This is a genomic window from Microbacterium sp. Nx66, from assembly GCF_904066215.1.
In the GTDB taxonomy this organism is placed as follows: Bacteria; Actinomycetota; Actinomycetes; order Actinomycetales; family Microbacteriaceae; genus Microbacterium; species Microbacterium meiriae.
Genome location: NZ_LR880474.1, coordinates 1,335,220 through 1,357,616, shown reverse-complemented (window position 1 = coordinate 1,357,616; position 22,397 = coordinate 1,335,220). Strand labels below are relative to the sequence as shown.

Below are 22,397 nucleotides of genomic sequence, written 5' to 3'. Positions count from 1 at the left end.
GGGAACACGATGACGAAACGGTGGCTGACGCTGGGTGCTCTGGCCCTCGCGGTCGCGACGGGTGCGCTGTCCGCCTCGGCGGCGTCCGCGACCGATCCGCTCACGCTCGACTCCGGGTACGTCACCGATCAGGCCGACGTCCTCTCCCCCGCCGAGGAGGAACAGGTCGAGTCGCGCCTGCAGGAGCTCACCGACAACTCCTCCGCCGACCTCTTCGTCGTCCTCGTCGACGACTTCACCGACCCGAGCGACAGCGTCGACTGGGCCGATCAGGTCGCGAACGACAACCGGCTCGGCCCCGAACAGTACCTGCTGGCGATCGCCGTCGAGGGCCGCAGCCTCTACATCTCCGCGGACTCCTCCGGACCGTTGAGCGACGGGCAGCTCGCCACCATCGAGGACGCCATCGCCCCGCTCGCCGGCAGCGGCGACTGGGTCGGCGCCATCACACTGGCCGCGGACGAGATCCAGGGGGACGGCGGCGCCGGAGCGCTCCGCGTCATGCTGATCATCGTCGGGGTGGTCGCGGCCGCCCTGCTGATCTGGCTCGTCGTGGCCCTGGTCCGTCGCTCGCGCCGCAGCGCAGCCATCCGCGAGCGGGGCGCCATGCCGGAGACCCCGGACCCCGCCGATCCGTTCTCCACGCTCACCGATGCGCAGGTGGAGCAGCAGGCAGGCGCCGCGCTCGTCCGCGCCGACAACGCCATCACCTCGAGCCGGGAGGAGCTGGGATTCGCCGTGGCGCAGTACGGCGAGGGCGCGACCGCGGAGTTCTCCCGCGCCGTCGACGAGGCGAAGGCGAAGATCGCCGAGGCGTTCGACCTGCGGCAGAAGCTCGACGACGAGATCGAGGACTCCATCCACGACCGGCGCGCGTGGCACATCCGCATCATCCGGCTGGCGGACGAGATCGACGACATCCTCGACGACAACACCGAGGCCTTCGATGAACTGCGCAAGCTGCAGGAGAACGCGCAGCAGGAGCTGGAGCGCGTGCGTCGAGAGCGGGACGAACTGATGTCGCTCCTCGCCTCCGCCGCACCCGCGCTCGCTGCTCTCTCCGGAACGTACGACCAGAGCACGCTGGCCACCGTGGCGGACAACCCCGCGCAGGCTCAGGAACGTGCGGCACTGACGGATCGCTCGATCGATGCGGCGGCTCAGGCCCTGGCCGCCGGCCGCAGCGGAGAGGCCGCCTTCGCGATCCGCACCGCCGAACAGGCGGTCGCACAGGCCGAGCAGCTCGTCCAGGCGATCACCGCCCTCGGCGCCGAGCTGTCCGCCATCGAAGCGCAGGCGCAGGCCCTCGTGGCGGAGCTGGAGGCCGATGTCACCGCAGCATCGCAGCTCCCCGATCCGACCGGCGCTCTGGCCGCCGCGTCCGGCGCTGTCACCGCGCAGTTGCGGGCGGCGCACCAGGATCTCCTCGGCACGCCGCGGAACCCGCAGCGGGCCCTGGACGCGCTCACCGCTGCGAACGCCCAGATCGACGGCGCGATCGCCCAGGGGCGGGAAGCCGTGGACCGCGCGCGTCGCGCACAGCAGCTCCTCGAGCAGACGCTCGCCCAGGCCGGGTCGGAGATCCGCGCTGCGCGCGACTTCATCGAAACGCGTCGGGGGACGGTGGGTTCCACCGCCCGCACCCGGCTCGCTGCGGCGGACGCCGCCCTCACCCAGGCGCTCACCCTGCGCACGACCGAGGTGGAGCGCGCCCTCGCCGAGGCGCAGCGCGCCCTCGGTCTCGCGCGCGAGGCCACATCCGCGGCGGAGGCCGACCTGCGCGCGTACTCCCCCGGCGCCTACGCGGACGACGGCTGGGGCGGAGTCTTCGGCGGCTCCGGGTCCCGCTCCACCGGCTCCGGCATCGGCGGGGACATCCTCGGCGGGATCATCGGCGGACTGCTCGCCGGCGGCGGGGGCGGCGGCTCCTCGCGGCGCAGCAGCGGCTGGCGCTCCTCGGGCGGCTTCCGCAGCTCCGGGTTCGGCGGCGGCGGATCCCGCGGTGGCGGACGAGGACGGTCCGGAGGTCGACGCTTCTGATCCCTCGCACAGACACATACGCCAAGCTCTCGAAGACGCCCCTCTGAAAGGAACCACGCATGACCAAGCAGTCCATCTTCGGACGGATCTCCACCCTCGTCCGCGCGAACATCAACGCCCTCCTGGACTCTGCGGAAGACCCGCAGAAGATGCTCGACCAGCTCGTCCGCGACTACACCAACAGCATCGCCGACGCCGAGTCCGCCATCGCGGAGACCATCGGCAACCTGCGGCTGCTGGAGCGCGACCACGAGGAAGACGTGCAGGCGGCCACCGAGTGGGGCAACAAGGCCCTCGCCGCCAGCCGCAAGGCCGACGAGATGCGCGGCTCGGGCAACAGCGCTGACGCCGACAAGTTCGACAACCTCGCGAAGATCGCCCTGCAGCGCCAGATCAGCGCCGAGCGGGAGGCGACGAGCGCCGAGCCGCAGATCGCGGCTCAGACCGAGATCGTCGACAAGCTCAAGAGCGGCCTGAACGGCATGAAGGACAAGCTCAACGAGCTGAAGAACAAGCGCAGCGAGCTCCTCGCCCGCGCCAAGGTCGCCGAGGCGCAGACCAAGGTGCAGGACGCGGTCAGTTCGATCAACGTGCTCGACCCCACCAGCGAGCTGGGACGGTTCGAGGACAAGGTCCGCCGCCAGGAGGCTCTCGCCCAGGGCAAGGCGGAACTGGCCGCTTCGAGCCTCGACGCCCAGTTCGAGAGCCTCGAGGACCTCGGGGAGCTCACCGAGGTCGAGGCGCGCCTCGCCGAGCTGAAGGCCGGCGGCAGCGCGCCGCGGCAGGCGCTCGAAGGCAACTGACACCGTCGCGGATGCCCGGGCGCACGCCCGGGCATCCGCCGTTCCGTCTCCGGGAGGTCTCCATGGTGCGTTTCCTCGTCGTGCCGCAGTGGCAGGGTTCACCCGCCGCCCGCGCGATGCTCCTCGTCGACGGCGCGTCGGCCATCGCGGGCGATCTGCCGCGTGCGGCGACGACCGTCCTCGACGTCCCCGTCGAGGCGGGGGAATCGCTGGGTACGGGCGTCCGACGACTCAGCGCGCTCGCCCGGACCCGGGAGCTCGTGGCCGGGCATCTCGAAGCCGGAACCGTGCTGATCGGCGGCGACTGCAGCATCACCGTCGCCGCACTCGACACGCTCCCCGGAGGCACTGACGACCTCGCGGTGGTCTGGTGCGATGCGCACGCCGACCTGCACACTCCGGACACATCACCCTCCGGTGCGTTCTCCGGCATGGCGCTGCGCGCCGTCCTCGGTGAGGGAGAACCGCAGCTCGCCCTCTCCCCCGGCATCCGCCGGGACCGCGTCGTCACCGTGGGCGTCCGGAACGTGGACGACGCCGAGACCGACGAACTGGACCGCCTCCGGGACCTCGGGGTGGCCGACCTGGACGACCCGGGGGCGCTCGCCGACGCCGTGCAGGCCACGGGCGCCCAGCGTGTCTGGGTCCACATCGACGTCGACGTCCTCGATCCCGCGACCTTCACCGGGGTCTCCGCTGCCGTCCCCTTCGGCGTCACCCCGACGTCTCTGAGCACGGCGATCAGAGAACTGCGGGCCCGCGTCCCCTTGGCGGGGGCGACCATCGCGGGCTTCGCGCCCCGTACGCCCGCCGACGCGGTCGACGATCTCGGCGCGATCCTGCGCCTCGTCGGAGCCGTCGCATGAGTCCCAGGGCGGGCTGGGAGACGATCGCGGCAGAACGCCTCGCCCGCGGGCGCCGGGCGGATCGCCGCATCCCCTCGTTCCTGCTGCGCTCGCCGATCAGCCGACTGGGCTACCTCTGGGGAACGGCCGTCGGCTGGATCTGGGGCACGCTGTGGAGCACCGGTCCGATCGAACGGCGCGGCGGACTCTGGGTCTTCCGCGGCATGCCCCGGTGGACCTTCCACCGCGGCGGCGTCTGCGTCGGCGGGTGCTTCCTCACCGGCGACGCGCGGCCGACCGACGCGGTGCTGCGCCACGAGGCCGTCCACAAGCAGCAGTGGTTGCGCTACGGCTTCCTGATGCCGGTGCTCTACCTGTTCGCGGGACGGGACCCGCTGCGCAACCGCTTCGAGATCGAAGCAGGACTGGAAGACGGCAACTACGTGCGCCGCACCCGCTGACTCAGTTCTCGACGGGAAGCAGACCGAAGCGCTCCGGCACGCGGATGCGGTGCGCGGCGACGCCGAGGCGGTCGGTGAGGTGCTCGACGATGTCGGCCGTGCCGAGGTAGCCGCCGAGCAGTGTGACGTGCGTCTCGACCTCGTCATCCAGCAGCATCTCGTCAGCCCATGCGCACGTGGCTCGGGCCAGCGCCTGACCCGGGGTGCAGCCGCGTCCAGTGCCCGGGGCTCCGGAGCGCGCGGAACGCGCGAGCCAGGTGACGGTCATGCGGCCCGGCGCGTGGATCACGCCGATGTCGGAGGCATCGGGAACCTCGATGAAGATGCGACCGGACGCACAGAGCGGGAGGGTCGCGAGGAACGCCTCGAGGTCGAGCAGCGAATGCTCGTCGGCGGTGACCAGGTGGTGTGCGCGACGGCGCGCCGCGCGGCGTGCCGCACGCGTGCTCCGGGTGTCGAGCGTGGTGTCCATGGTGATCCCATCGTACACCAAGCGAAGGCTTGCCTAACCTTCGGCGGCGGCATCCTCCGACACGGGCTCGACGAGCGCATCGCGCAGAGCGGCGAGCTCGTCATCGGTCATGCCGTTCGCGCGCAGATAGCCGGCGGCCGACCCCCACCGTTCGTCCACTTCCGCGAGCAGCCGACGCATCACCTCGGCCGGTGAGCGGGTGGCGAGATCCACGGCGTGCACCGCCTCGGGATGCTGCGACCGCAGGTACGCGGCGATGCGCCGTGACCGTTCGGCCGGCAGCTGCGACTCGGTGAGAGCGTAATCGGCGATGACGGCTTCCCTGTCGGCGCCGACCGCCGAGAGCGCCAGCGCCACCGTCACCCCCGTGCGGTCCTTGCCCACGGTGCAGTGGACCAGCGTCGGCTCCCCCGCGGCGATCACCCGGACGGCGGCGACCAGCCGCTCGCCGCTCTCCTCCAGAAGATGCAGGTACAGGTCGTCGAGACTCGTGTCGGACTCGAAGAAGGAGCGCACCGACCCGAGGAACAGCGGAAGGTGGGTCGTCTCCGGGCCCTCGATCTCGCTCGGTTCCGCGGCGACCTCCTCGCCGTCGCGGAGGTCGACGATGTGGCGCACCGCCGACCGCAGGCGCGCGGCGCCCTTCGTCGTCGCCGTGGAGAGCTGACCGGACCGCAGCAGAACGCCGTGGCGGATGCGTCCACCCGCCGCGGGGATCCCGCCGACGTCCCGGACGTTGGTCACGCCCTCGACGTCGAGGACCGTCACGCGCCCGCCTGAGAGCCGCGCGGGGGCACCGGGTAGCGCCCGGCGATGACGATGCGGTTGAAGGCGTTGATCGACACGCACGCCCAGCTCAGCGCGGCGTACTCCTTCTCGGTGAAGACGCTCCCCACCAGGTCGTAGACCTCGTCCGAGATGCCATCCTCCGCAATGAAGGTGAAGGCCTCGGCCAGCTCGAGCGCGGCACGCTCGCGATCGCTGAACACACCGCTCTCACGCCACACGGCGATCTGACTGATCGTGTCGGCGTCCAATCCGGCAGCGACCGCGCGGTCCACGTGGATCCGCGTGCAGTAGCTGCACCCGTTCAGCTGCGAGCAGTGGATCATGACGATCTCCTTCAGCCGATCATCGATCCCGTTCGCCGCGCAGATGCTGCCGACCGTCTTCGAGAAGGCGTCGAGGGCCTGATAGGCCGCAGGCTCCGTCTTGGACAGGTGCACGCGCTGTTCGCTCATACCCCCCATGATATTCCGGCGAGTGCGCGGGAGAGCGGCACCCCGAGGGGAGGTCGAAATGCAGATCGACAAGCATGCTGCGCAAAATCCGAGCTGAACGCACACCGAATACCGGTGCTGAATTGTCGATGTGCTCTCGCATTTCCCGTGGCGGCGATTTCGGGCGCAGAATAGCCGCGTGGCGATCGACAGCAGCGAGTTCTCCTATCTTCCCGCACAGGCCGATGCTCTCGGCGTCCCGCTCCCGACGGTGCAGCGACTGACCCTCCCCCTTCCCGACGGCCGGTCCGTCAGCGCGCTGCGCTTCGGCACCGACGCCCCGCGCATCACGCTCCTGCACGGCGCGGGGCTGAACGCCCACACGTGGGACACGACGGCGCTGGCGCTCGGACAGCCGCTCCTCGCGATCGACCTCGCCGGCCACGGCGACTCCGCCTGGCGTGACGATGCGGACTACTCCCCCCGCACCCTCGCCGCGGACGTGGTCGCCGCGCTGGACGCATGGACGTCCGGGCCGCAGGTGCTCGTCGGACAGTCTCTCGGCGGTCTCACCGGCGCCGCTGTCGCCGCGGCCCGACCCGACCTGGTGGCCGCGCTCGTCGTCGTGGACATCACCCCCGGCATCGATGTCTCCGCCGGCCCCGCCGCCCTGCGCGAGTTCTACGCCGGCCCGACGGACTTCGCCAGCCGTGCGGAGCTCGTCGACAAGGCGATGGCCCTCGGATTCGGCGGCACCCGCCCCGAGACGGAGCGCGGCGTCTTCCTCAACACGCGCGTGCGTGCAGACGGGCGCGTGGAGTGGAAGCACCATTTCGCGCGCCTCGCGGCGGCCGCGCTGGCCGCTCACGACCCCGGCACCGCGGCGGCCCCCTCGGTGCTGCACGAGACCGGCTGGGATGATCTGGCGGCCGTGGCAGCGCCCGTCACGCTCGTCCGCGCCGAGCGCGGCTTCGTCAGCGCTGCCGATGCGGAGCAGTTCCAGCAGCGGCTCCCCGACGCCCGCGTCGTGGTGCTGGACGCCACGCACAACGTGCAGGAGACGGCACCTCGTGACCTCGCGGCACTCGTCGCCTCCGCGGTCACGGCCGGAATATGACGTTCCGTTCCGCACCCGCCCCGCATACCTCTGCCCGACCCTAGGCTCGTCCCACCGGCACACAGCACCTGCCGCACCGAGAGGAAACACCCATGTTCCGACGTCATCGACGCCTCGCGCTGATCTCCGCGCTCGCGGCCACCGCCGTGATCCTCAGCGCCTGCTCCGGCTCCGCCGAGCCCGCCCCGTCCGCGGGCGGCGAGCCCGACCCCGACGCCACCCTGCACGTCGGTCTCGTGCTCGAACCCACGAACCTCGACATCCGGCACACCAGCGGCGCCGCTCTCGAGCAGGTCCTCATCGACAACATCTACGAAGGACTGGTCAGCCGCACGCAGGAGAACGAGATCGTCGAGCGGCTCGCCTCGGACTACGAGGTGTCCGACGACGGCCTCACCTACACGTTCACCCTCAACGACGGCATCACCTTCCACGACGGCTCGCCCCTCACCTCCGCCGACGTCGTGGCGTCGTACGAGACCGTCCGCACCGACACGACGGTGCAGGGCAACGCGGAGTTCGCGTCCGTCGCCTCGATCTCGGCCCCGGACGCCACGACCGTCCAGATCGTGCTGTCGGAGCCGAACCAGAATTTCCTCTTCTCGCTCACCGGCCCGGCCGGCCTCGTCTTCAAGAAGGGCGACACCACCGACCTCAAGACCGCGGAGAACGGCACCGGGCCCTTCACGCTCACGCGCTGGAACAAGGGCAGCACGATCACCTTCGCCCGCAACGACGAGTACTGGGGCGAGCCGGCCGGCGTCGCCGAGGTCGAGTTCCAGTACATCCCCGACTTCACGGCCGGAGTGAACGCCGCTCTCGCCGGCGACGTCGACGTGCTCACCGCTGTGGACCCCAACCTTGCTCCCCAGCTCGAGGACTCGGGCGACTTCACACTCACGACGGGCCGCACGACCGACAAGGCCACGCTCGCCTTCAACAACAAGAAAGCCCCGCTGGACGACGTCCGGGTGCGAGAGGCTCTGCGCCTGGCGATCGACCACGACGCGCTCATCGAGGCCGTCGGCGCCGGCACCCCGCTGTACGGTCCGATCCCCGAGCTCGACCCCGGCTACGAGGACCTCTCCGACGTCATCTCCTACGACCCCGACCGGGCGAAGGAGCTGCTCGCCGAGGCCGGCCAGGAGGATCTCGACCTCACTCTGACGATCCCGTCGTTCTACGGCACCACCGTGCCGAAGGTCCTCATCTCGGACTTCGACAAGGTCGGTGTGAACCTCGAGGTCGACTCCGTGGAGTTCCCGACCTGGCTCGAGGACGTCTACACCAACAAGGACTACGATCTCAGCTTCGTCCTGCACGTCGAGCCGCGGGACTTCGGCAACTTCGCCAATCCGGACTACTACTTCGGCTATGACAACGCCGAGGTGCAGGACCTCTACGCGCAGGCGATGGCAGAGGTCGACGCGGACGCCTCCGCGAAGCTCCTCGCCGAGGCGGCCCGCATCGTCTCCGAGGACCACGCGGCCGACTGGCTCTACAACGGCCAGACGATCACCGCCGTGAGCCCGCTCGTCAGCGGCTTCCCTGAGGACTCGATCAACTCGCGCATCGACCTCGCGGGTGTGACCGTCTCCGCGGCGAGCTGACGACGGCCGACTCCCCGTGCTGCGTTACGCGCTCGTCCGAGGGGCCCTGCTGATCGCGGGGCTCCTCGTGTCGAGCGCGCTCATCTTCCTCACGCTGCGGGTCTTCCCCGGCGACGTCGCGCAGCTGATCGCCGGCACGCAGGCCTCGCCCGCCGAGGTCGCGGCCCTGCGGGAGTCACTGGGCCTGAACCAGCCCCTGCTCGTGCAGTACACCGACTGGATCGCCGGCATCCTCCGCGGCGACCTCGGCACGTCGTTGCTGTCCGGCGCGTCCGTCGGCGAGGAGCTCCTGCTGAAGGCGCAGGTGACCGTCCCGCTCGGGATCATGTCGCTGGCGATCGCCGTGCTGATCGCCGTCCCCTTCGGGATCCTCGCCGCCCTGCGGCGCGGCCATCGCGACGGTACCGCGCTCAGCGTCGGCGCGCAGGCGCTCGCGGCGGTGCCCGTCGTCTGGGCGGGCATGATGCTGATCGTGGTGTTCTCCGTGTGGCTCGGCTGGCTGCCGCCCCAGGGCTTCCCCCGCACCGGATGGTCCACGCCGGGCAGGGCGATCGAGGCGCTGCTGCTGCCCGCCCTCACCATCGGCATCGTCGAGGGGGCCATGCTCATGCGCTTCGTGCGCAGCGCGACCCTGCAGGCGGCCGGGCAGGACTTCGTCCGCACCGCGGCCGCCAAGGGACTGACCAAGACCCGCGCCCTCATCCAGCACGGCATCCCCGCGGTCGGGCTCTCCATCATCACGGTCCTCGGCCTCCAGGTCGCCGGGATCATCGTCGGCTCGGTCGTTATCGAGCAGCTGTTCACGCTTCCGGGCATCGGCCGCATGCTCGTGACCGACGTCGGCACCCGGGATCTCGTCAAGGTGCAGAGCGAGCTGCTCGTGCTGACCGGCTTCGTGCTAGTGGTCGGCTTCCTCGTGGATCTGCTGCACCGGGCGATCGATCCTCGACAGCGGGAGGCCGCATGAGCGCGCGCTGGTTCCCCCGGCTGTGGCGGACCTCGACCGGTCGCTTCGGGCTGATCGTCATCGCCATCGTCGCGCTGGCGGCCGTCGTGTCGCTCTTCTGGACGCCGTTCGACCCGCGGGCCTCGAACATCGGCGACCGCTGGCTGCCGCCGAGCTGGCCGCACCTGCTCGGCACGGACGACACCGGTCGCGACATCCTGAGCCTGCTCATGGCCGGGGCGCGGACGACTGTGTTCGTCAGTGTGGGTGCCGGACTCGTCGCGACGCTCGTGGGCATCGCCCTCGCCGCCCTCGGCGCCCTGACCACCCGCCTCGTCCGGGAGACGGTGGCCGTGCTCGTCGACATCCTCATCGCCTTCCCCGTGCTGCTGATCGCGATGATGATCTCGTCGGTGTGGGGCGGTTCGCTCTGGGTCGTGATCTGGGCGGTGGGGATCGGGTTCGGCGTGAACATCGCGCGGGTCACGCGTCCGGAGCTGCGCCGCGTACAGCAGAGCGACTTCGTGCTCGCGGCGCGCGCGTCCGGCCTCACCCCCGCGCAGAACCTCGTCCGTCACCTCCTCCCGAATGTGGCGCCGGTGTTCATCGTGCAGCTGTCGTGGTCGATGGCCGTGGCCGTCCTCGCGGAGGCCGGCCTGTCCTACCTCGGGTTCGGCGCTTCGGTCGTGGAGCCCAGCTGGGGGCTGCTGCTCGCCGATCTGCAGCGTTACATCGGTGTGCACCCCCTCACGGTGATCTGGCCCGGACTCACCATCACCCTCACCGTGCTCGCCCTCAATCTGCTCGGCGACGGGCTCCGCGAGGCCACGGATCCCACGCTGCGGCACCGCGCCGCCGAGACGCACACACCGGCGGTGGTCGCATGAGTCTGACAGTCGAGGATCTCGTCATCGAGATCGACGGACGGCGCGTCGTCGACGGCGTGTCGTTCCAGGTGCCCGACGGCGCGCGCCTCGGCGTGATCGGCGAGTCGGGCTCCGGCAAGTCCCTCACCGCGCTCGCCGTCCTCGGGCTCCTGCCGGACGGGGCGACAGCGCACGGGAGCATCCGGTGGGACGACACCGAGCTGATCGGGATGCCGGACCGCGATCTCGCCCGGCTGCGCGGCGACGACATCGGCATCGTCTTCCAGGAGCCGCGGACCGCGCTCAACCCGATCCGCACCGTCGGCCGCCAGATCGCGGAATCCATCCGCATCCACGAGGGCCTCGGGCGGCGCGAGGCGCGCGACCGGGCGATCGCCGAAGCCGCCCGCGTGCGGCTTCCCGACCCGGAGACCATCGTCGACCGGTACCCGCACCAGCTCTCCGGGGGTCAGCGGCAGCGCGTGGCGATCGCGATGGCCCTCGCCTGCCGTCCGCGGCTGCTGATCGCGGACGAACCCACGACCGCCCTGGACGTGACGATCCAGGCGGAGATCCTGTCGCTGCTGCTCCGGCTCGTGGCCGACGAGGGCATGTCGCTGCTGTTCATCACGCACGACCTCGCGGTGCTGTCCCAGGTGGCGACCGCGGGCGTGGTGCTGGAGCACGGTCGCGTCGTCGAGAGCGCCCCGGTGTCGCGGCTGCTGACCGCGCCCTCCTCACCGGTCACGCAGGGCCTGCTGCGGGACGCGACCGCGACTCTCTGGCGTCCCGACGGAGGCACGGCATGAGCCTGATCGAAGCACGAGGGCTGCGGCGGGACTTCGTCCTGCCGAAGCGGACGGCGTTCGAGCGCACGCGGCGGCAGACGGCGCTGGAGCCGACCGACCTCGACGTCCCCGAGGGCGCCTCCGTCGGGATCATCGGCGAGTCCGGATCCGGGAAGTCGACCCTCGTGCGGCTCCTGCTCGGGCTCGACCGTCCGACCGCGGGGAGCGTGTCGGTAAACGGCCGGACCGTCGATGCCACCGCCTCCGCGCGGTCGCTGCACTGGCTGCGTCGGCAGACGGGACTCGTCTTCCAGGACCCCTACGCCTCGCTCGACCCCCGGATGACGGCCGGGCAGATCGTGCGGGAGCCGCTGTGGGCGCTCGGCATCGACGGAGATCATCGCGCCAGGGTACGAGAGGTCATCGCCCAGGTCGGCCTCGACCCCGAGATGGGCGACCGCTACCCGCACGAGTTCTCCGGCGGGCAGCGGCAGCGGATCGCCCTCGCCCGCGCGCTCGTCCATCGTCCGCGGATCCTCGTCGGCGACGAACCGCTGTCGGCGCTGGACGTCACGGTGCGCGCGCAGATCCTCGAGCTCCTCGCGGAGCTGCGGGTCGCGGACGAGTTCACGCTGCTGCTCGTGTCCCATGACATCGGTGTGGTGCAGAACCTCTGCGACACGGTCGTCGTCATGAAGGACGGCCGCATCGTCGAGCGCGGTCCGACCCGTGACGTCCTTCTCCACCCGTCGGCGGACTACACCCGCACGCTGCTCTCCGCGATCCCCGTCATCCCCGACGCCTGATCGTCGACCCACCCCCTTGCGTGCCTCCCACCCCGTTGCGCGCGTCCGCAAGGGGCCGGGGCGCACACAAAGGGGTGGGTCAGCGCGGGAAGAGCGAGAGGCGACGGCGGGGGCGGGACGGGCGCAGGGCTCGGCGCAGGTAGACGGTGCCCAGGTCACGACCGAACTTCCGGCCGACCCGCCCCATGCGCCCGGCCTCCACGAAGCCGAGCTTCTCGTGCAGCCGGATCGAGGCGTCCGCCCCTTGATCGCTGACGACGGCGACCATCTCGCGCAGCCCGCGCTGTTCGCAGGCGTCGATCAGGGCCTGCAGGAGAGCGGAGCCGAGTCCCTTCCCCGCCGCGCCCGGCCCGAGGTAGATGGAGTCCTCCACCGTGTACCGGTAGGCGTTCTTCCCGGCCCACGGCTGCGCGAGGGCATAGCCGAGGATCGCGCCGGAGGGCGACACCGCCACGAGGAAAGGCAGCCCGAGCCGCTCCAGGAGCGCGAACTTGTCTCTCCAGTACGGGATGCTGCTGCGGCGCTCGTCCAGAGTGACGGCCGAGTTGCTGACGAAGTGGTTGTAGATCTCGCGCACGTGCGGGAGATCTGCGGCCCTAGCGGGGCGGATCGCGTACGAGAACGTGTCCGGTGCGGAGGCCGGTCGCAGATGACGCGGGAGAACGCGACGACGGTCCCCGGGCTCGAACTGCATGGGCTCAGCTTAGGGAGCCGTGCCCCTCACCCTCCACCCTCCAGTCCACCGGAGCGCTGCCGAGCTCTTCCAGGAGCGCGTTCGCGCGGGAGAAGGGGCGGGAGCCGAAGAAGCCGCGGCTGGCCGAGAGCGGGGACGGATGCGCCGAGGCGATCACCGGGGTGTCGCCGAGGAGAGGCTGGAGATTCGCCGCGTCGCGCCCCCAGAGGATCGCGACGAGCGGCTGGTCGCGCGCGACGAGGGTGCGGATCGCGAGCTCCGTCACCTGCTCCCACCCCCAGCCGCGGTGGGAGGCCGCGGCTCCGGGGCGGACCGTCAGGACGCGGTTCAGCAGCAGCACGCCCTGATCGCTCCACGCCGTGAGGTCGCCGTGCGGCGCGGGGGACAGCCCGAGGTCCGCTTCGCGCTCCTTGTAGATGTTCATCAGGCTCCGCGGCAAGGGGCGCACGTCGCGGTCGACGGCGAACGACAGCCCGATCGGGTGGCCGGGGGTCGGGTAGGGGTCCTGACCCGTGATGAGCACCCGGACATCGGCGAGCGGTCGCTGGAAGGCCCGCAGCACGTTCGGTCCCGCGGGAAGGTACCCGTGACCCGCGGCCTGCTCGGCGCGCAGCCGCTCCCCGAGCGCCGTGATGGTGTCCTGCACCGGGGCCAGCGCCGCCGCCCACCCCGCGTCGATCAGTCCCTCGTCCGCGAGCTCGGCGAGGGTGCGTCCTCCGGTCACTCGACGGGCCGGACCCGCAGCGGACCCCGCGCGAGCAGGTGCTGCGCCGACTGAGCGACCGGCCGCATCGTGATGAGGTCGAGGTTCACGTGAGCGGGGGCCTCCAGGGCATAGGCGATGACGTCCGCGACATCCTCGGCGCGGAGGGGCGCCTCGACGCCGGAGTACACGGCCTCCGCCGCGACGGCGTCGCCCCCGAGCCGGTTCAGCGTGAACTCCTCGGTGTGCACCATGCCCGGAGCGACCTCGGCCACGCGGAGCGGCTCGCCGTTCAGCTCCTGGCGCAGCGCCCGGACGAGCATCGCCTCCGCAGCCTTCGCCGCGTTATACCCCGCACCACCCGGGTAGGCGGTCTGCGCAGCCGTCGAGGTCACGAAGAGGAGGTCGGCGTGACCGTCCGCGTCCGCGGTGCGACGCAGCAGCGGCAGCAGCCCCGCCACAAGGCGCTGCGTGGCGAGCACGTTCGCGTCGTACATCCACTGCCAGTCGGCGAGCGCGGCGTCCTCGACGCGGTCGGTCCCCCGCGCGCCGCCGGCGACCTGGACGAGGGCGTGGACCGGGCCCGTGCGCTCCAGCTCTCCGACGAGCGCCGTCACCGCGGCGTCGTCGGTCAGGTCGCAGGCGATGGTCGACGCCCCCGTCTCGGCGGAGAGAGCGGCGAGGCGGTCCGCACGGCGCGCGACGCCGACGACGTCCCACCCCCGCGCCCGCAGCACCCGCACCGTCGCCTGACCGATCCCGGAACTCGCACCTGTCACCACTGCACGTCTGTTGGCCATGTCCTCCACCGTACGATGTCCGCGCGGGTTCCGCCCGTTCCGGGCCGCACGCCGTGTTACGTCACATTTCCCGGTTGCTGTTGACACGGCGCGATATTCCGTACTCTCGCTGCAAGGGCACCAGCCCATCCGACCTTCCGACCGTTCCAGGGGGAACACATGTCCGCACCCGAGACCTGGCGTTTCGAGACCAAGCAGATCCACTCGGGCGCCGCCCCCGACCCCGTCACCAAGGCCAGGGCGACACCGATCTACCAGACCACGTCCTACGTGTTCGACAGCGCCGACCACGCCGCGAACCTCTTCGCGCTCGCCGAGTTCGGCAACATCTACACCCGCATCCAGAACCCGACCCAGGACGTCCTGGAGCAGCGCCTCGCCGCGCTCGAAGGGGGCACCGGCGCCCTCGTCCTCTCCAGCGGCCAGGCCGCCTCGACCTTCGCGATCCTCAACATCGCGCAGGCCGGCGACCACTTCGTCGCGTCGAGCTCGATCTACGGCGGCACCTACAACCTGTTCAAGTACACCCTGGCCAAGCTCGGCATCGAGGTCACCTTCGTCGAGAACCAGGACGACCCGGAGGAGTGGCGCCGCGCCGTCCGCCCGAACACGAAGCTCTTCTTCGCGGAGACGATCGGCAACCCGCAGATCAACGTGCTCGACATCCGCACGGTCGCCGACATCGCCCACGAGAGCGGCGTCCCGCTGATCGTGGACAACACGATCGCGACGCCGTACCTGATCCGTCCGTTCGAGCACGGCGCCGACATCGTCGTCCACTCGATCACGAAGTTCCTCGGCGGCCACGGCACCACGATCGGCGGCGTCGTGATCGACGGCGGCTCCTTCGCATGGTCGGAGAACGTCGAGAAGTTCCCCGGCCTCACCGAGCCGGACCCGTCGTACCACGGCGCCAGCTACACGGCCGCGGTCGGCGACCCGCTCGCCTACATCATCAAGGCCCGCGTGCAGCTGCTCCGCGACCTCGGCTCGGCCATCGCCCCGCAGAGCGCGTGGAACCTCATCCAGGGTGTCGAGACGCTGTCGCTGCGCATCGAGCGCCACGTGCAGAACGCCCAGGAGATCGCCGAGTGGCTGGACAGCCGCGACGACGTGGCCGGGGTCAACTACTCCGGCCTTCCCTCCTCGCCCTGGTACGCCACGGCGAACGAGTACGCCCCGAAGGGTGTCGGCGCCGTGCTGTCGTTCGAGCTCAAGGGCGGTGTCGAGGCCGGACGGGAGTTCGTCAACAGCCTCTCCCTGTTCAGCCACCTCGCCAACATCGGCGACGTGCGCTCGCTCGTCATCCACCCGGCCTCCACGACGCACGCCCAGCTCACGCCTGAGCAGCAGCTCACCGCGGGTGTGACCCCCGGCCTCGTGCGCCTGTCCGTGGGCCTCGAGAACATCGAGGACCTCAAGGCGGATCTGGACCAGGCGCTCGCCGCCGCGCGTGCCGTCTCGGAGGCCGCGCGCGCCTGACCCGCACGCCCTCCACGAAGGCCCCGGACCGCACGGCTCGGGGCCTTCGTCGTGCCCGTGTCGTAACCTGCGGGCCGAGACCCACCGGCCAGGCGAGAATGGAGACATGGACTGGCAGACGACCTCCGAGGACACGGTGCCGTCGGCACCGGTGACGGAGGCCGACGTCCGGCTGCTCCGTGCCCGCCCGCCGGCCACCGGCGCCTGGCGGGACGGCGATCCCGTCGGCGGCCGCCGCTTCGCCGCGTTCGGCGCCTTCACCGCGGAGAGCGGAGCACAGCTTCCCGGCATCCGCCTCGCCTACGAGAGCTGGGGCGAGTTGAACGCCGCCCGCGATAACGCGGTGCTCGTCCTGCACGCTCTCACCGGCGACAGCCATGTGCGCGGCGAGGCCGGCGCCGGCCACCCGACCGCCGGCTGGTGGGAGGACGTCGTCGGCCCCGGTGCGCCGCTCGACACCGACGAGTGGTTCGTGATCGCGCCGAACATGCTCGGCGGCTGCCAGGGATCGACGGGGCCGGCAAGCATCGCCCCGGACGGCTACGAGTGGGCGTCGCGCTTCCCCTACCTCACCATCCGCGACCAGGTCGCCGCGCAGGTGCGCCTGGCCGACGCGCTCGGCATCGACAGCTGGGCGGCGGTGATCGGCGGCTCGATGGGCGGCATGCATGCGCTCGAGTGGGGCGTGTCGCAGCCCGACCGGGTGCAGCGGCTCGCGGTGCTCTCCTCTCCCCCGGTCACCACCGCCGACCAGATCGCGCTCAACACCGTGCAGCTGGAGACCATCCGCATGGACCCGCGCTACCAGGGCGGCGAGTACTACGACCTCGCGGACGGCGACGGTCCGCATCGCGGCCTCGCCCTCGCCCGCCGCATGGCTCTGCTGAACTACCGCAGCCCGATCGAGCTCAACCAGCGGTTCCAGCGCTCCTGGCAGTCCGACGTGTCGCCGCTCGGCCACGGCGGGCGCTTCGCGGTGGAGTCGTACCTCGACTTCCATGGCAACAAGTTCACGCGGCGCTTCGATGCGAACAGCTACGTCACCCTCGTCGAGGCGATGAACTCGCATGACGTCGGTCGCGGCCGCGGCGGCGTCGAGGAGGCCCTGAAGGCGGTGACCGCGAAGACCCTCGTCCTCGGCATCGACAGCGACCGCCTCTTCCCCGTCGACGGGCAGCAGCGGATCGCGCGGAGCATCGCGAACGTGCTCGACGGCGAAGCGGTGGTGCTCACGAGCGACTTCGGCCACGACGGCTTCCTCATCGAGACCGAGGCCGTCGGCGCGCACCTACGGCGTCTACTCGACGCCTGAGCCGCGTCACACCGGATCGAACCGCCACGGCAGGGTGTGGGCGTGGAGGGTCCCCTGTGCCCAGCCGAACGCCCGGCCCTCATCGAGCACCTGTGTCTGGAACAGCTCGACAGCCCCGCCGGAGGCCAGCGCCGCATCGACATCGGCGAAGGTGGAGAGTCGGTGCAATGTGAGCCAAGTCGGCGGGAAGAGTCGCCACTCTCCTGACGCGTGACGGGCGAGAGCCTCGGCGGGTGACACCCAGGCGAGCTCGACGACCTCGTCGGCGGACGGCGACGGTTCGGCGTCCGGCGCGAGGGCGAGGAAGAACCAGGTGCGGATCCGGACCGGCGCCTCCGCCGGCGGACGCCACTCCGACAGCGGCACCAGATCGCGCGCCGTCAGTCCGACCTCCTCCGCGGTCTCCCTGGCGGCGGCGCGACGCGCGTCGTCGACCTCTGCAGCGCCCGGCTGACGGTCCCCCTGCTCGACCTTCCCGCCGGGGAAGACCCAGGCGTCTGCGAACGAGCCTCGCGACGGACGGCGCAGCAGCAGCACCTGGAAGCCGTCGGCGGCGGGCCGCAGCAGCACGACGGTGCCGGCGAGCGGGAGGTCCTCGTCGGGGGTGGTCACCCCGTCACTCTACGATGCGAGGACCGGCGTCTGCGCGACCCGCCGCGCCTCCACGCGGTAGGACACCAGTGCGATGAGGAGACCGGCCACTGCGAGCACGGCGCCGGTCCACGCCGGCGCCGTGAAGCCCCAGCCGACCGCGATCACGATGCCGCCGAGGAAGGCGCCGAGGCTGTTGCCGATGTTCAGGGCGGAGTGGTTCATGGCCGCCGCGATGGACTGGTTGTCGCCGGCCACGTCCATCAGCCGGGTCTGGATCGTCGGGCTCAGCACGGACGAGACGAACCCGACGAGCACGACGACGAGGCTCAGGCTCACGATCCAGAACGAGAGCACGGCGAGCAGAGCGAACACGACCGCCATCGCGGCGAGACCGAGCAGCAGCGTGCGGCGGAGGTCGATGTCGGCGAGGTGACCGCCGACGAGGTTCCCGCCGGTCATGCCGAGCCCCATGAGCACGAGCACGATCGGCACGACCCAGTCCGGCGATCCGGCGACCTCCGTCACGAGCGGGGCGATGTAGCTGTAGACGGCGAAGAACCCGCCGAACCCGATCGCCCCGACGCCGAGCGTGAACCACACCTGACCGATGCGGAACACTCCGAGCTCGGCCCGCATCGTGCGTCCGGGGTTCCCCGGGTGTGCGGGTACGAACAGCGCGATGAAGACGGTGGCGAGCGCGAACACGAGCGCGACGACGGCGAAGGCCGCGCGCCAGCCCCATGCCTGACCGAGGAAGGTACCCAGCGGCACCCCGATGACGTTAGCGACCGTGAGTCCGGTGAGGATGAACGCGACGCCCTTGGCACGGTTGCCCGGTCCCATCACGTCGGCGGCGACGAGCGCACCGATGCCGAAATACGCACCGTGCGGGAGCCCGGCGAGGAAGCGAGACACCCCCACGAGCTCGAACGTCGGCAGCACCACGGTGAGCGCGTTGAACACCGTCAACGCCAGGGCGAGCACGATCATCACCCGGTGCCGCGGATAGCGGGCGACGAAGCCGGCGATGGTCGGGGCGCCGATGACCACGCCGAGCGCGTACAGCGAGATCAGCCAGCCGGCCTGGCTCAGCGCCTCCTCCTGGCTCGACGCCCAGACGGACGGGAGGAGGTCGGCGGCGATGTTCGGCAACAGGCCCATGACGACGAACTCGGTCATGCCGATGCCGAAGCTGCCGATGGCGAGGGAGAGGAGCGCCCACTTCGCCGCACCCCTCGAAGGTGTCGAGGGATTCACCGGTTCAGCTTACCGGTCGTCGGACTCCTCGATCGCCGCCTCCAGGCGCTCGACCTTGGCGTCGAGCTCCCCGGTGTAGCCGGGACGGATGTCCGCCTTGAGGACGAGGGACACCCGCGATCCGTACGGCATGACCGCCTCGGTCGCCCGCTTGACCACGTCCATCACGGTGTCCCAGTCGGGCCCCTCGATCTCGGTGAACATGCTCGTCGTGCGGTGCGGGAGCCCGGAAGCACGGACGACGCGCACCGCGGCGGCCACCGCATCGTGCACGGAGGCATCGCTGCGGTCGGCGCCATCGGCGGGCGTGCCGCTGGGGGCGACGGAGAAGGCGATCAACATGGGTTCACTCCTGGGTTCGGGGACGGCGGACGACGGGGACACGCGCGAGCGCGACGGCGCTCACGACGGCGAGGATGACGAGCAGGACGTTCCGCATCGTGAGCAGCAGGACGGGGGCGGCTTCGGCCCGCAGCAGCCCGTCGTAGCTCAGCGGATACACGAGACAGGTGAGCAGGCACAGCGCGAGCACGAGCGCCGCGGCGGCCCGCGCGCGGCGGCGGTCGAGCACGAGCCACAGGATCACGGGCGCCAGCAGCCAGGTCTGGAACTGCGGCGAGCCGACCTTGTTCAGAGCGATGAGCACCGTCACCAGGAGCAGGGCCAGCGGCGGGAAGAGTCGCGCGAACGACGCGCCGCGGGCGGCCTTGACCCCGCCGGCGAGCGCGACGACGACCACGGCGAGGGCGAGGAGCGGGGTGAGGACCGTGGAGACGACCTCCGCTCCCGGCGCGACGATCTGGAAGGTGAGGATGTCGTAGCTGTACTCGATGCGGGCGGCCCCCGTCACGGCCATCCAGAGGAACGGCGTCGCGGCGACCGCCTCGATCTGGAGCCCCCGGCCGGTCTGTGCGGTGAGGAAGCCGAGGATCTCGGTGTCGGCGCCGAGCAGCAGGAGCGCCACCACCACACCGGCGGTGACCCCCGCGGCGGTCAGGAGCATCCGCAGCCGCGCCCTCCCGGCCACGACCGCCGCGAGGAGGAGCGCACCGGGCCAGATCTTGATCCAGGCGCCGATGGTCAGCAGCGCCGCGGCGATGGTGGGGCGGGTGACCAACCACAGACCGGCGACGACGGCGAGGGGCACGGTCACGGCATCGATCCTGTACAGCGCGATGGGTCCGAGGAGCAGCAGCGCCGCACACCAGAACCACGCGGCTGTCCGACGCGCCCGTACGCGTCCGCACCCGACGAGGACGGCGAACGCCAGGGCGTCGAGCGCCGTCACCAGCAGTGCCCAGCCGATGAGGTAGGCGCCGGAGACGCCGAGCAGCGGGAGGAACGGTGCGGCGAGCCCGGCGGCGAGCATCATCGGCAGGAGCGCGAGCTGCGGATACACCCAGGACTCCGTGACGCCCACGACCTCCCCGCCGCTCCACGCCGCGGTGGCCCAGGGCTCGTACACGAGCACGACGTCCCCCATGGGCTGGCTCGGGTAGACCCAGCCCAGCCACGCGGTCACGAGGTGGACGAGGAGGAAGGCGATCCACAGGGCGAGCGCGCTCCTCCGGGTCGAGGTCCTCACGACAGGAGGTCCGCGACCGCGCGGGGCAGCGTCTCCGCGACGTCGAGCGCGACGATCGGATGGCCGCTCGCGCCCGCTGTCGCCGCGGCGGCGATGCGGGCGGCGTGCCCGTGCAGCCAGACGGCCGCCGCAGCGGACTCGACGAGCGGGCTGTCCGGATTCGCGGCGATCACGGCGGCGACGATCCCGCCGAGCACGTCGCCCGTGCCCGCCGTCGCGAGCCAGCCCGTTCCCGCCTCGACGGCGATCAGCGTGCCGTCGGGTGCGGCGAGCACGGTGCGCGCGCCCTTGCGCAGCACCACGCCGTCGATCGCGGCGGACACGGCGCGGACATCTGCGAGATCGTCCGAGGCCCCGTCGATGCCGATGCGCTCCCGCAGCCGCGCGAACTCCCGGCCGTGCGGCGTGGCGACGAACGGGACGCGTGCGGTCGGCGCCAGATCGAGCGCTCCGGCGTCGATGACCACGGGGACGTCGCCGCCGACGATCTCCCGCAGTGCCTGCGCCTCCGTCGCGCTCCGGTCGTCCGGGTTGGTCCCGGAGCCGATCACCCAGGCACCGATCCGCGTGCGTCCGGCATCCGGCCCGCCGACGGTCTCCGGGCGCCGCGAGAGCACCGCCGCGACCGCCGACGGCGCGCCCACGTAGCGGACGAACCCGGCACCGGTGCGCCAGGCGGCTTCGACGCCGAGCACCGCGGCGCCGGGGTAGGCGGCCGATCCCGTGCGCACCCCCACGACGCCCCGCGAGTACTTGTCGTCCTCGACGGTCGGAGCGCGGAAGAACCGCGCCGCGTCGTTGCGGGACCACTCGCGCACGTCGCTCATGACTCCACGTTAGCCCGACGGCCCTGTCCCGTCCGCGTCGGCGGTACCGTCGAACGGTGAGTCTTCTCTTCTCCCCGCTGACCATCCGGTCCACCACGTTCCGCAACCGCCTCTGGGTGTCCCCCATGTGCATGTACAGCGCCATCGACGGCGTCGCGCAGGAGTGGCACCACACCCACCTCGCGCAGTTCGCTTCGGGGGGCGCCGGACTCATCGTGGCCGAAGCCACGGCCGTCGTGCCGGAGGGGCGCATCTCTCCCCGCGACCTCGGGCTGTGGGACGACGCGCAGCGCGACGCCCTGGCCCCGATCGTCCGGGCGATCCACGACCGAGGGGCGGCAGCGGGCATCCAGCTCGCGCACGCCGGGCGGAAGGCCTCGACCTGGTGGCCGTGGGCGGACGAGCGCGGCACGGTCCCCGCCGCCGAGGGCGGATGGACGACCACCGCACCGTCGGCCGTGGCCTACGAGGGGTTCGCCGCGCCGGTCGCGCTGGACGCGGCGGGCATCGACCGCGTGGTCGACGGGTTCGCCGCCGCGACCCGGCGGGCGCGGGAGGCCGGATTCGACGTCATCGAGATCCACGGCGCCCACGGCTACCTCCTGCACCAGTTCCTGTCGCCGCTGTCCAACCTCCGTGAGGACGAGTACGGCGGCTCGCTGGAGAACCGGGCCCGGCTGCTGCTGCGCGTCGTGGACGCGGTGCGCGAGACGGCCGGCGACGACGTGCCGCTGTTCGTCCGCATCTCGGCGACCGATCACGCCGAGGGCGGGTTCACGCCCGAGGAGGCCGCGACGGTCGGCACCTGGGCGACCGCGCACGGCGCCGACCTCATCGACGTCTCCAGCGGCGGCCTCGTCGCGCACCAGCGCATCAGCGTCTCCCCCGGCTACCAGGTCCCGCTGGCCGAGACCGTCCGCCAGGGCGGGCGGATCCCGGTGTCGGCCGTCGGCCTCATCACCGCGGCCGCGCAGGCCGAACAGGTGCTCGCCGACGGCGCGGCCGACGCGATCTTCGCCGGACGGGAGTGGCTGCGCGACCCGCACTTCGCGCTCCGCGCCGCGCACGAGCTGGGGGCCGAGGTCGCCTGGCCGCCGCAGTACGAGCGGGCGCACTGGCGCTGACGCCCACGACGAAGGCCGCCGGTTCCCGTGGGAGCCGGCGGCCTT

The 22,397-nt window shown here is 71.6% G+C and carries 24 protein-coding genes; 13 read left to right on the top strand and 11 right to left on the bottom strand.

Going from position 1 to position 22,397, the window contains the following annotated elements; genetic code table 11:
* The first annotated feature begins 9 nt into the window (after positions 1-9).
* The 4 genes from MICNX66_RS16985 to MICNX66_RS06330 all read left to right on the top strand — a co-directional run bounded on the left by MICNX66_RS16985 (position 10) and on the right by MICNX66_RS06330 (position 4,149).
* Complete coding sequence (locus tag MICNX66_RS16985; protein ID WP_187663769.1) at positions 10-2,040, top strand: TPM domain-containing protein; 2,031 nt, start codon at positions 10-12, stop codon at positions 2,038-2,040.
* Between the two features lie 59 nt (positions 2,041-2,099).
* On the top strand, positions 2,100-2,843 hold the full coding sequence (locus MICNX66_RS06340) for a PspA/IM30 family protein (protein ID WP_187663768.1): 744 nt from the start codon (positions 2,100-2,102) through the stop codon (positions 2,841-2,843).
* Between the two features lie 62 nt (positions 2,844-2,905).
* Positions 2,906-3,709 carry an arginase family protein gene (locus MICNX66_RS06335; protein WP_187664134.1) on the top strand — a complete coding sequence of 268 codons (804 nt, stop codon included), beginning with the start codon at positions 2,906-2,908 and terminating at the stop codon, positions 3,707-3,709.
* A complete protein-coding gene (locus MICNX66_RS06330; RefSeq protein WP_187663767.1) occupies positions 3,706-4,149 on the top strand; it encodes a Fe-S oxidoreductase in 444 nt (147 codons plus the stop codon). The genes MICNX66_RS06335 and MICNX66_RS06330 overlap by 4 nt, the downstream gene beginning before the upstream one ends.
* Before the next feature lies 1 nt (position 4,150).
* Here MICNX66_RS06330 and MICNX66_RS06325 read toward each other — a convergent pair whose 3' ends face one another.
* Genes MICNX66_RS06325 through MICNX66_RS06315 form a run of 3 tightly spaced genes read right to left on the bottom strand, consistent with a single transcriptional unit; the run spans position 4,151 to position 5,862 of the window.
* Entirely contained in the window at positions 4,151-4,621 is a 471-nt protein-coding gene (locus MICNX66_RS06325) for an SIP domain-containing protein (RefSeq protein ID WP_187663766.1), read from the bottom strand.
* A 33-nt stretch (positions 4,622-4,654) separates the two neighbouring features.
* On the bottom strand, positions 4,655-5,389 hold the full coding sequence (locus MICNX66_RS06320; protein ID WP_187663765.1) for a tyrosine-protein phosphatase: 735 nt from the start codon (positions 5,387-5,389) through the stop codon (positions 4,655-4,657).
* Positions 5,386-5,862: a carboxymuconolactone decarboxylase family protein gene (locus tag MICNX66_RS06315; RefSeq protein ID WP_187663764.1), complete on the bottom strand. Its 477-nt coding sequence runs from the start codon at positions 5,860-5,862 to the stop codon at positions 5,386-5,388. The genes MICNX66_RS06320 and MICNX66_RS06315 overlap by 4 nt, the downstream gene beginning before the upstream one ends.
* A 178-nt stretch (positions 5,863-6,040) precedes the next feature.
* Between MICNX66_RS06315 and MICNX66_RS06310 the strand changes: the two genes are divergently transcribed.
* The 6 genes from MICNX66_RS06310 to MICNX66_RS06285 all read left to right on the top strand — a co-directional run bounded on the left by MICNX66_RS06310 (position 6,041) and on the right by MICNX66_RS06285 (position 11,974).
* Positions 6,041-6,958 (top strand): alpha/beta fold hydrolase, encoded by a 918-nt coding sequence (locus MICNX66_RS06310; protein ID WP_187663763.1) that lies wholly within the window; start codon positions 6,041-6,043, stop codon positions 6,956-6,958.
* Positions 6,959-7,050: 92 nt separating this feature from the next.
* Positions 7,051-8,568, top strand: a complete 1,518-nt coding sequence (locus tag MICNX66_RS06305) for an ABC transporter substrate-binding protein (RefSeq protein ID WP_187663762.1) — start codon at positions 7,051-7,053, stop codon at positions 8,566-8,568.
* 16 nt (positions 8,569-8,584) lie between these two features.
* Positions 8,585-9,535: an ABC transporter permease gene (locus tag MICNX66_RS06300; RefSeq protein ID WP_187663761.1), complete on the top strand. Its 951-nt coding sequence runs from the start codon at positions 8,585-8,587 to the stop codon at positions 9,533-9,535.
* Positions 9,532-10,401 (top strand): ABC transporter permease, encoded by an 870-nt coding sequence (locus tag MICNX66_RS06295; protein WP_187663760.1) that lies wholly within the window; start codon positions 9,532-9,534, stop codon positions 10,399-10,401. Before MICNX66_RS06300 ends, MICNX66_RS06295 begins: the two co-directional genes overlap by 4 nt.
* Complete coding sequence (locus MICNX66_RS06290) at positions 10,398-11,189, top strand: ATP-binding cassette domain-containing protein (RefSeq protein ID WP_187663759.1); 792 nt, start codon at positions 10,398-10,400, stop codon at positions 11,187-11,189. Before MICNX66_RS06295 ends, MICNX66_RS06290 begins: the two co-directional genes overlap by 4 nt.
* A complete protein-coding gene (locus MICNX66_RS06285; protein ID WP_187663758.1) occupies positions 11,186-11,974 on the top strand; it encodes an ABC transporter ATP-binding protein in 789 nt (262 codons plus the stop codon). The genes MICNX66_RS06290 and MICNX66_RS06285 overlap by 4 nt, the downstream gene beginning before the upstream one ends.
* Positions 11,975-12,053: 79 nt before the next feature.
* On the opposite strand, the gene MICNX66_RS06280 is transcribed toward MICNX66_RS06285, so the two are convergent.
* Genes MICNX66_RS06280 through MICNX66_RS06270 form a run of 3 tightly spaced genes read right to left on the bottom strand, consistent with a single transcriptional unit; the run spans position 12,054 to position 14,171 of the window.
* Positions 12,054-12,668 carry a GNAT family N-acetyltransferase gene (locus tag MICNX66_RS06280; protein WP_187663757.1) on the bottom strand — a complete coding sequence of 205 codons (615 nt, stop codon included), beginning with the start codon at positions 12,666-12,668 and terminating at the stop codon, positions 12,054-12,056.
* A gap of 4 nt (positions 12,669-12,672) precedes the next feature.
* On the bottom strand, positions 12,673-13,392 hold the full coding sequence (locus MICNX66_RS06275) for a uracil-DNA glycosylase (protein WP_187663756.1): 720 nt from the start codon (positions 13,390-13,392) through the stop codon (positions 12,673-12,675).
* A complete protein-coding gene (locus MICNX66_RS06270) occupies positions 13,389-14,171 on the bottom strand; it encodes an SDR family oxidoreductase (protein ID WP_187663755.1) in 783 nt (260 codons plus the stop codon). Before MICNX66_RS06270 ends, MICNX66_RS06275 begins: the two co-directional genes overlap by 4 nt.
* A 159-nt stretch (positions 14,172-14,330) precedes the next feature.
* Between MICNX66_RS06270 and MICNX66_RS06265 the strand changes: the two genes are divergently transcribed.
* Together MICNX66_RS06265 and metX are read left to right on the top strand one after the other, a co-directional pair.
* Complete coding sequence (locus MICNX66_RS06265) at positions 14,331-15,653, top strand: bifunctional o-acetylhomoserine/o-acetylserine sulfhydrylase (RefSeq protein ID WP_187663754.1); 1,323 nt, start codon at positions 14,331-14,333, stop codon at positions 15,651-15,653.
* Between the two features lie 106 nt (positions 15,654-15,759).
* Positions 15,760-16,965, top strand: a complete 1,206-nt coding sequence (gene metX / locus MICNX66_RS06260; protein ID WP_187663753.1) for a homoserine O-acetyltransferase MetX — start codon at positions 15,760-15,762, stop codon at positions 16,963-16,965.
* Positions 16,966-16,971: 6 nt separating this feature from the next.
* Here metX and MICNX66_RS06255 read toward each other — a convergent pair whose 3' ends face one another.
* From MICNX66_RS06255 to MICNX66_RS06235, 5 genes are read right to left on the bottom strand one after another with little or no spacing between them, the layout of a single operon-like run.
* Entirely contained in the window at positions 16,972-17,577 is a 606-nt protein-coding gene (locus MICNX66_RS06255) for an NUDIX domain-containing protein (protein WP_187663752.1), read from the bottom strand.
* Positions 17,578-17,586: 9 nt separating this feature from the next.
* Positions 17,587-18,816, bottom strand: a complete 1,230-nt coding sequence (locus tag MICNX66_RS06250; protein WP_187663751.1) for an MFS transporter — start codon at positions 18,814-18,816, stop codon at positions 17,587-17,589.
* 9 nt (positions 18,817-18,825) lie between these two features.
* Positions 18,826-19,158 (bottom strand): thiamine-binding protein, encoded by a 333-nt coding sequence (locus tag MICNX66_RS06245; RefSeq protein WP_187663750.1) that lies wholly within the window; start codon positions 19,156-19,158, stop codon positions 18,826-18,828.
* Positions 19,159-19,162: 4 nt separating this feature from the next.
* Positions 19,163-20,401, bottom strand: a complete 1,239-nt coding sequence (locus tag MICNX66_RS06240) for a hypothetical protein (protein ID WP_187663749.1) — start codon at positions 20,399-20,401, stop codon at positions 19,163-19,165.
* Positions 20,398-21,228 carry an ADP-dependent NAD(P)H-hydrate dehydratase gene (locus MICNX66_RS06235; RefSeq protein WP_187663748.1) on the bottom strand — a complete coding sequence of 277 codons (831 nt, stop codon included), beginning with the start codon at positions 21,226-21,228 and terminating at the stop codon, positions 20,398-20,400. Before MICNX66_RS06235 ends, MICNX66_RS06240 begins: the two co-directional genes overlap by 4 nt.
* Before the next feature lie 56 nt (positions 21,229-21,284).
* On the opposite strand from MICNX66_RS06235, the gene MICNX66_RS06230 reads away from it, so the two are divergent.
* Positions 21,285-22,352: an NADH:flavin oxidoreductase/NADH oxidase gene (locus MICNX66_RS06230; protein WP_187663747.1), complete on the top strand. Its 1,068-nt coding sequence runs from the start codon at positions 21,285-21,287 to the stop codon at positions 22,350-22,352.
* Positions 22,353-22,397 lie beyond the last annotated feature (45 nt).

What these genes read in the sequence shown, in the direction of transcription:
- MICNX66_RS16985 (WP_187663769.1), top strand. Translation starts at nt 10, where the DNA reads ATGACGAAACGGTGGCTGACGCTGGGTGCTCTGGCCCTCGCGGTCGCG.
- MICNX66_RS06340 (WP_187663768.1), top strand. Translation starts at nt 2,100, where the DNA reads ATGACCAAGCAGTCCATCTTCGGACGGATCTCCACCCTCGTCCGCGCG.
- MICNX66_RS06335 (WP_187664134.1), top strand. Translation starts at nt 2,906, where the DNA reads ATGGTGCGTTTCCTCGTCGTGCCGCAGTGGCAGGGTTCACCCGCCGCC.
- MICNX66_RS06330 (WP_187663767.1), top strand. Translation starts at nt 3,706, where the DNA reads ATGAGTCCCAGGGCGGGCTGGGAGACGATCGCGGCAGAACGCCTCGCC.
- MICNX66_RS06325 (WP_187663766.1), bottom strand. Translation starts at nt 4,621, where the DNA reads ATGGACACCACGCTCGACACCCGGAGCACGCGTGCGGCACGCCGCGCG.
- MICNX66_RS06315 (WP_187663764.1), bottom strand. Translation starts at nt 5,862, where the DNA reads ATGAGCGAACAGCGCGTGCACCTGTCCAAGACGGAGCCTGCGGCCTAT.
- MICNX66_RS06305 (WP_187663762.1), top strand. Translation starts at nt 7,051, where the DNA reads ATGTTCCGACGTCATCGACGCCTCGCGCTGATCTCCGCGCTCGCGGCC.
- MICNX66_RS06295 (WP_187663760.1), top strand. Translation starts at nt 9,532, where the DNA reads ATGAGCGCGCGCTGGTTCCCCCGGCTGTGGCGGACCTCGACCGGTCGC.
- MICNX66_RS06290 (WP_187663759.1), top strand. Translation starts at nt 10,398, where the DNA reads ATGAGTCTGACAGTCGAGGATCTCGTCATCGAGATCGACGGACGGCGC.
- MICNX66_RS06285 (WP_187663758.1), top strand. Translation starts at nt 11,186, where the DNA reads ATGAGCCTGATCGAAGCACGAGGGCTGCGGCGGGACTTCGTCCTGCCG.
- MICNX66_RS06280 (WP_187663757.1), bottom strand. Translation starts at nt 12,668, where the DNA reads ATGCAGTTCGAGCCCGGGGACCGTCGTCGCGTTCTCCCGCGTCATCTG.
- MICNX66_RS06270 (WP_187663755.1), bottom strand. Translation starts at nt 14,171, where the DNA reads ATGGCCAACAGACGTGCAGTGGTGACAGGTGCGAGTTCCGGGATCGGT.
- MICNX66_RS06265 (WP_187663754.1), top strand. Translation starts at nt 14,331, where the DNA reads ATGTCCGCACCCGAGACCTGGCGTTTCGAGACCAAGCAGATCCACTCG.
- metX (WP_187663753.1), top strand. Translation starts at nt 15,760, where the DNA reads ATGGACTGGCAGACGACCTCCGAGGACACGGTGCCGTCGGCACCGGTG.
- MICNX66_RS06245 (WP_187663750.1), bottom strand. Translation starts at nt 19,158, where the DNA reads ATGTTGATCGCCTTCTCCGTCGCCCCCAGCGGCACGCCCGCCGATGGC.
- MICNX66_RS06235 (WP_187663748.1), bottom strand. Translation starts at nt 21,228, where the DNA reads ATGAGCGACGTGCGCGAGTGGTCCCGCAACGACGCGGCGCGGTTCTTC.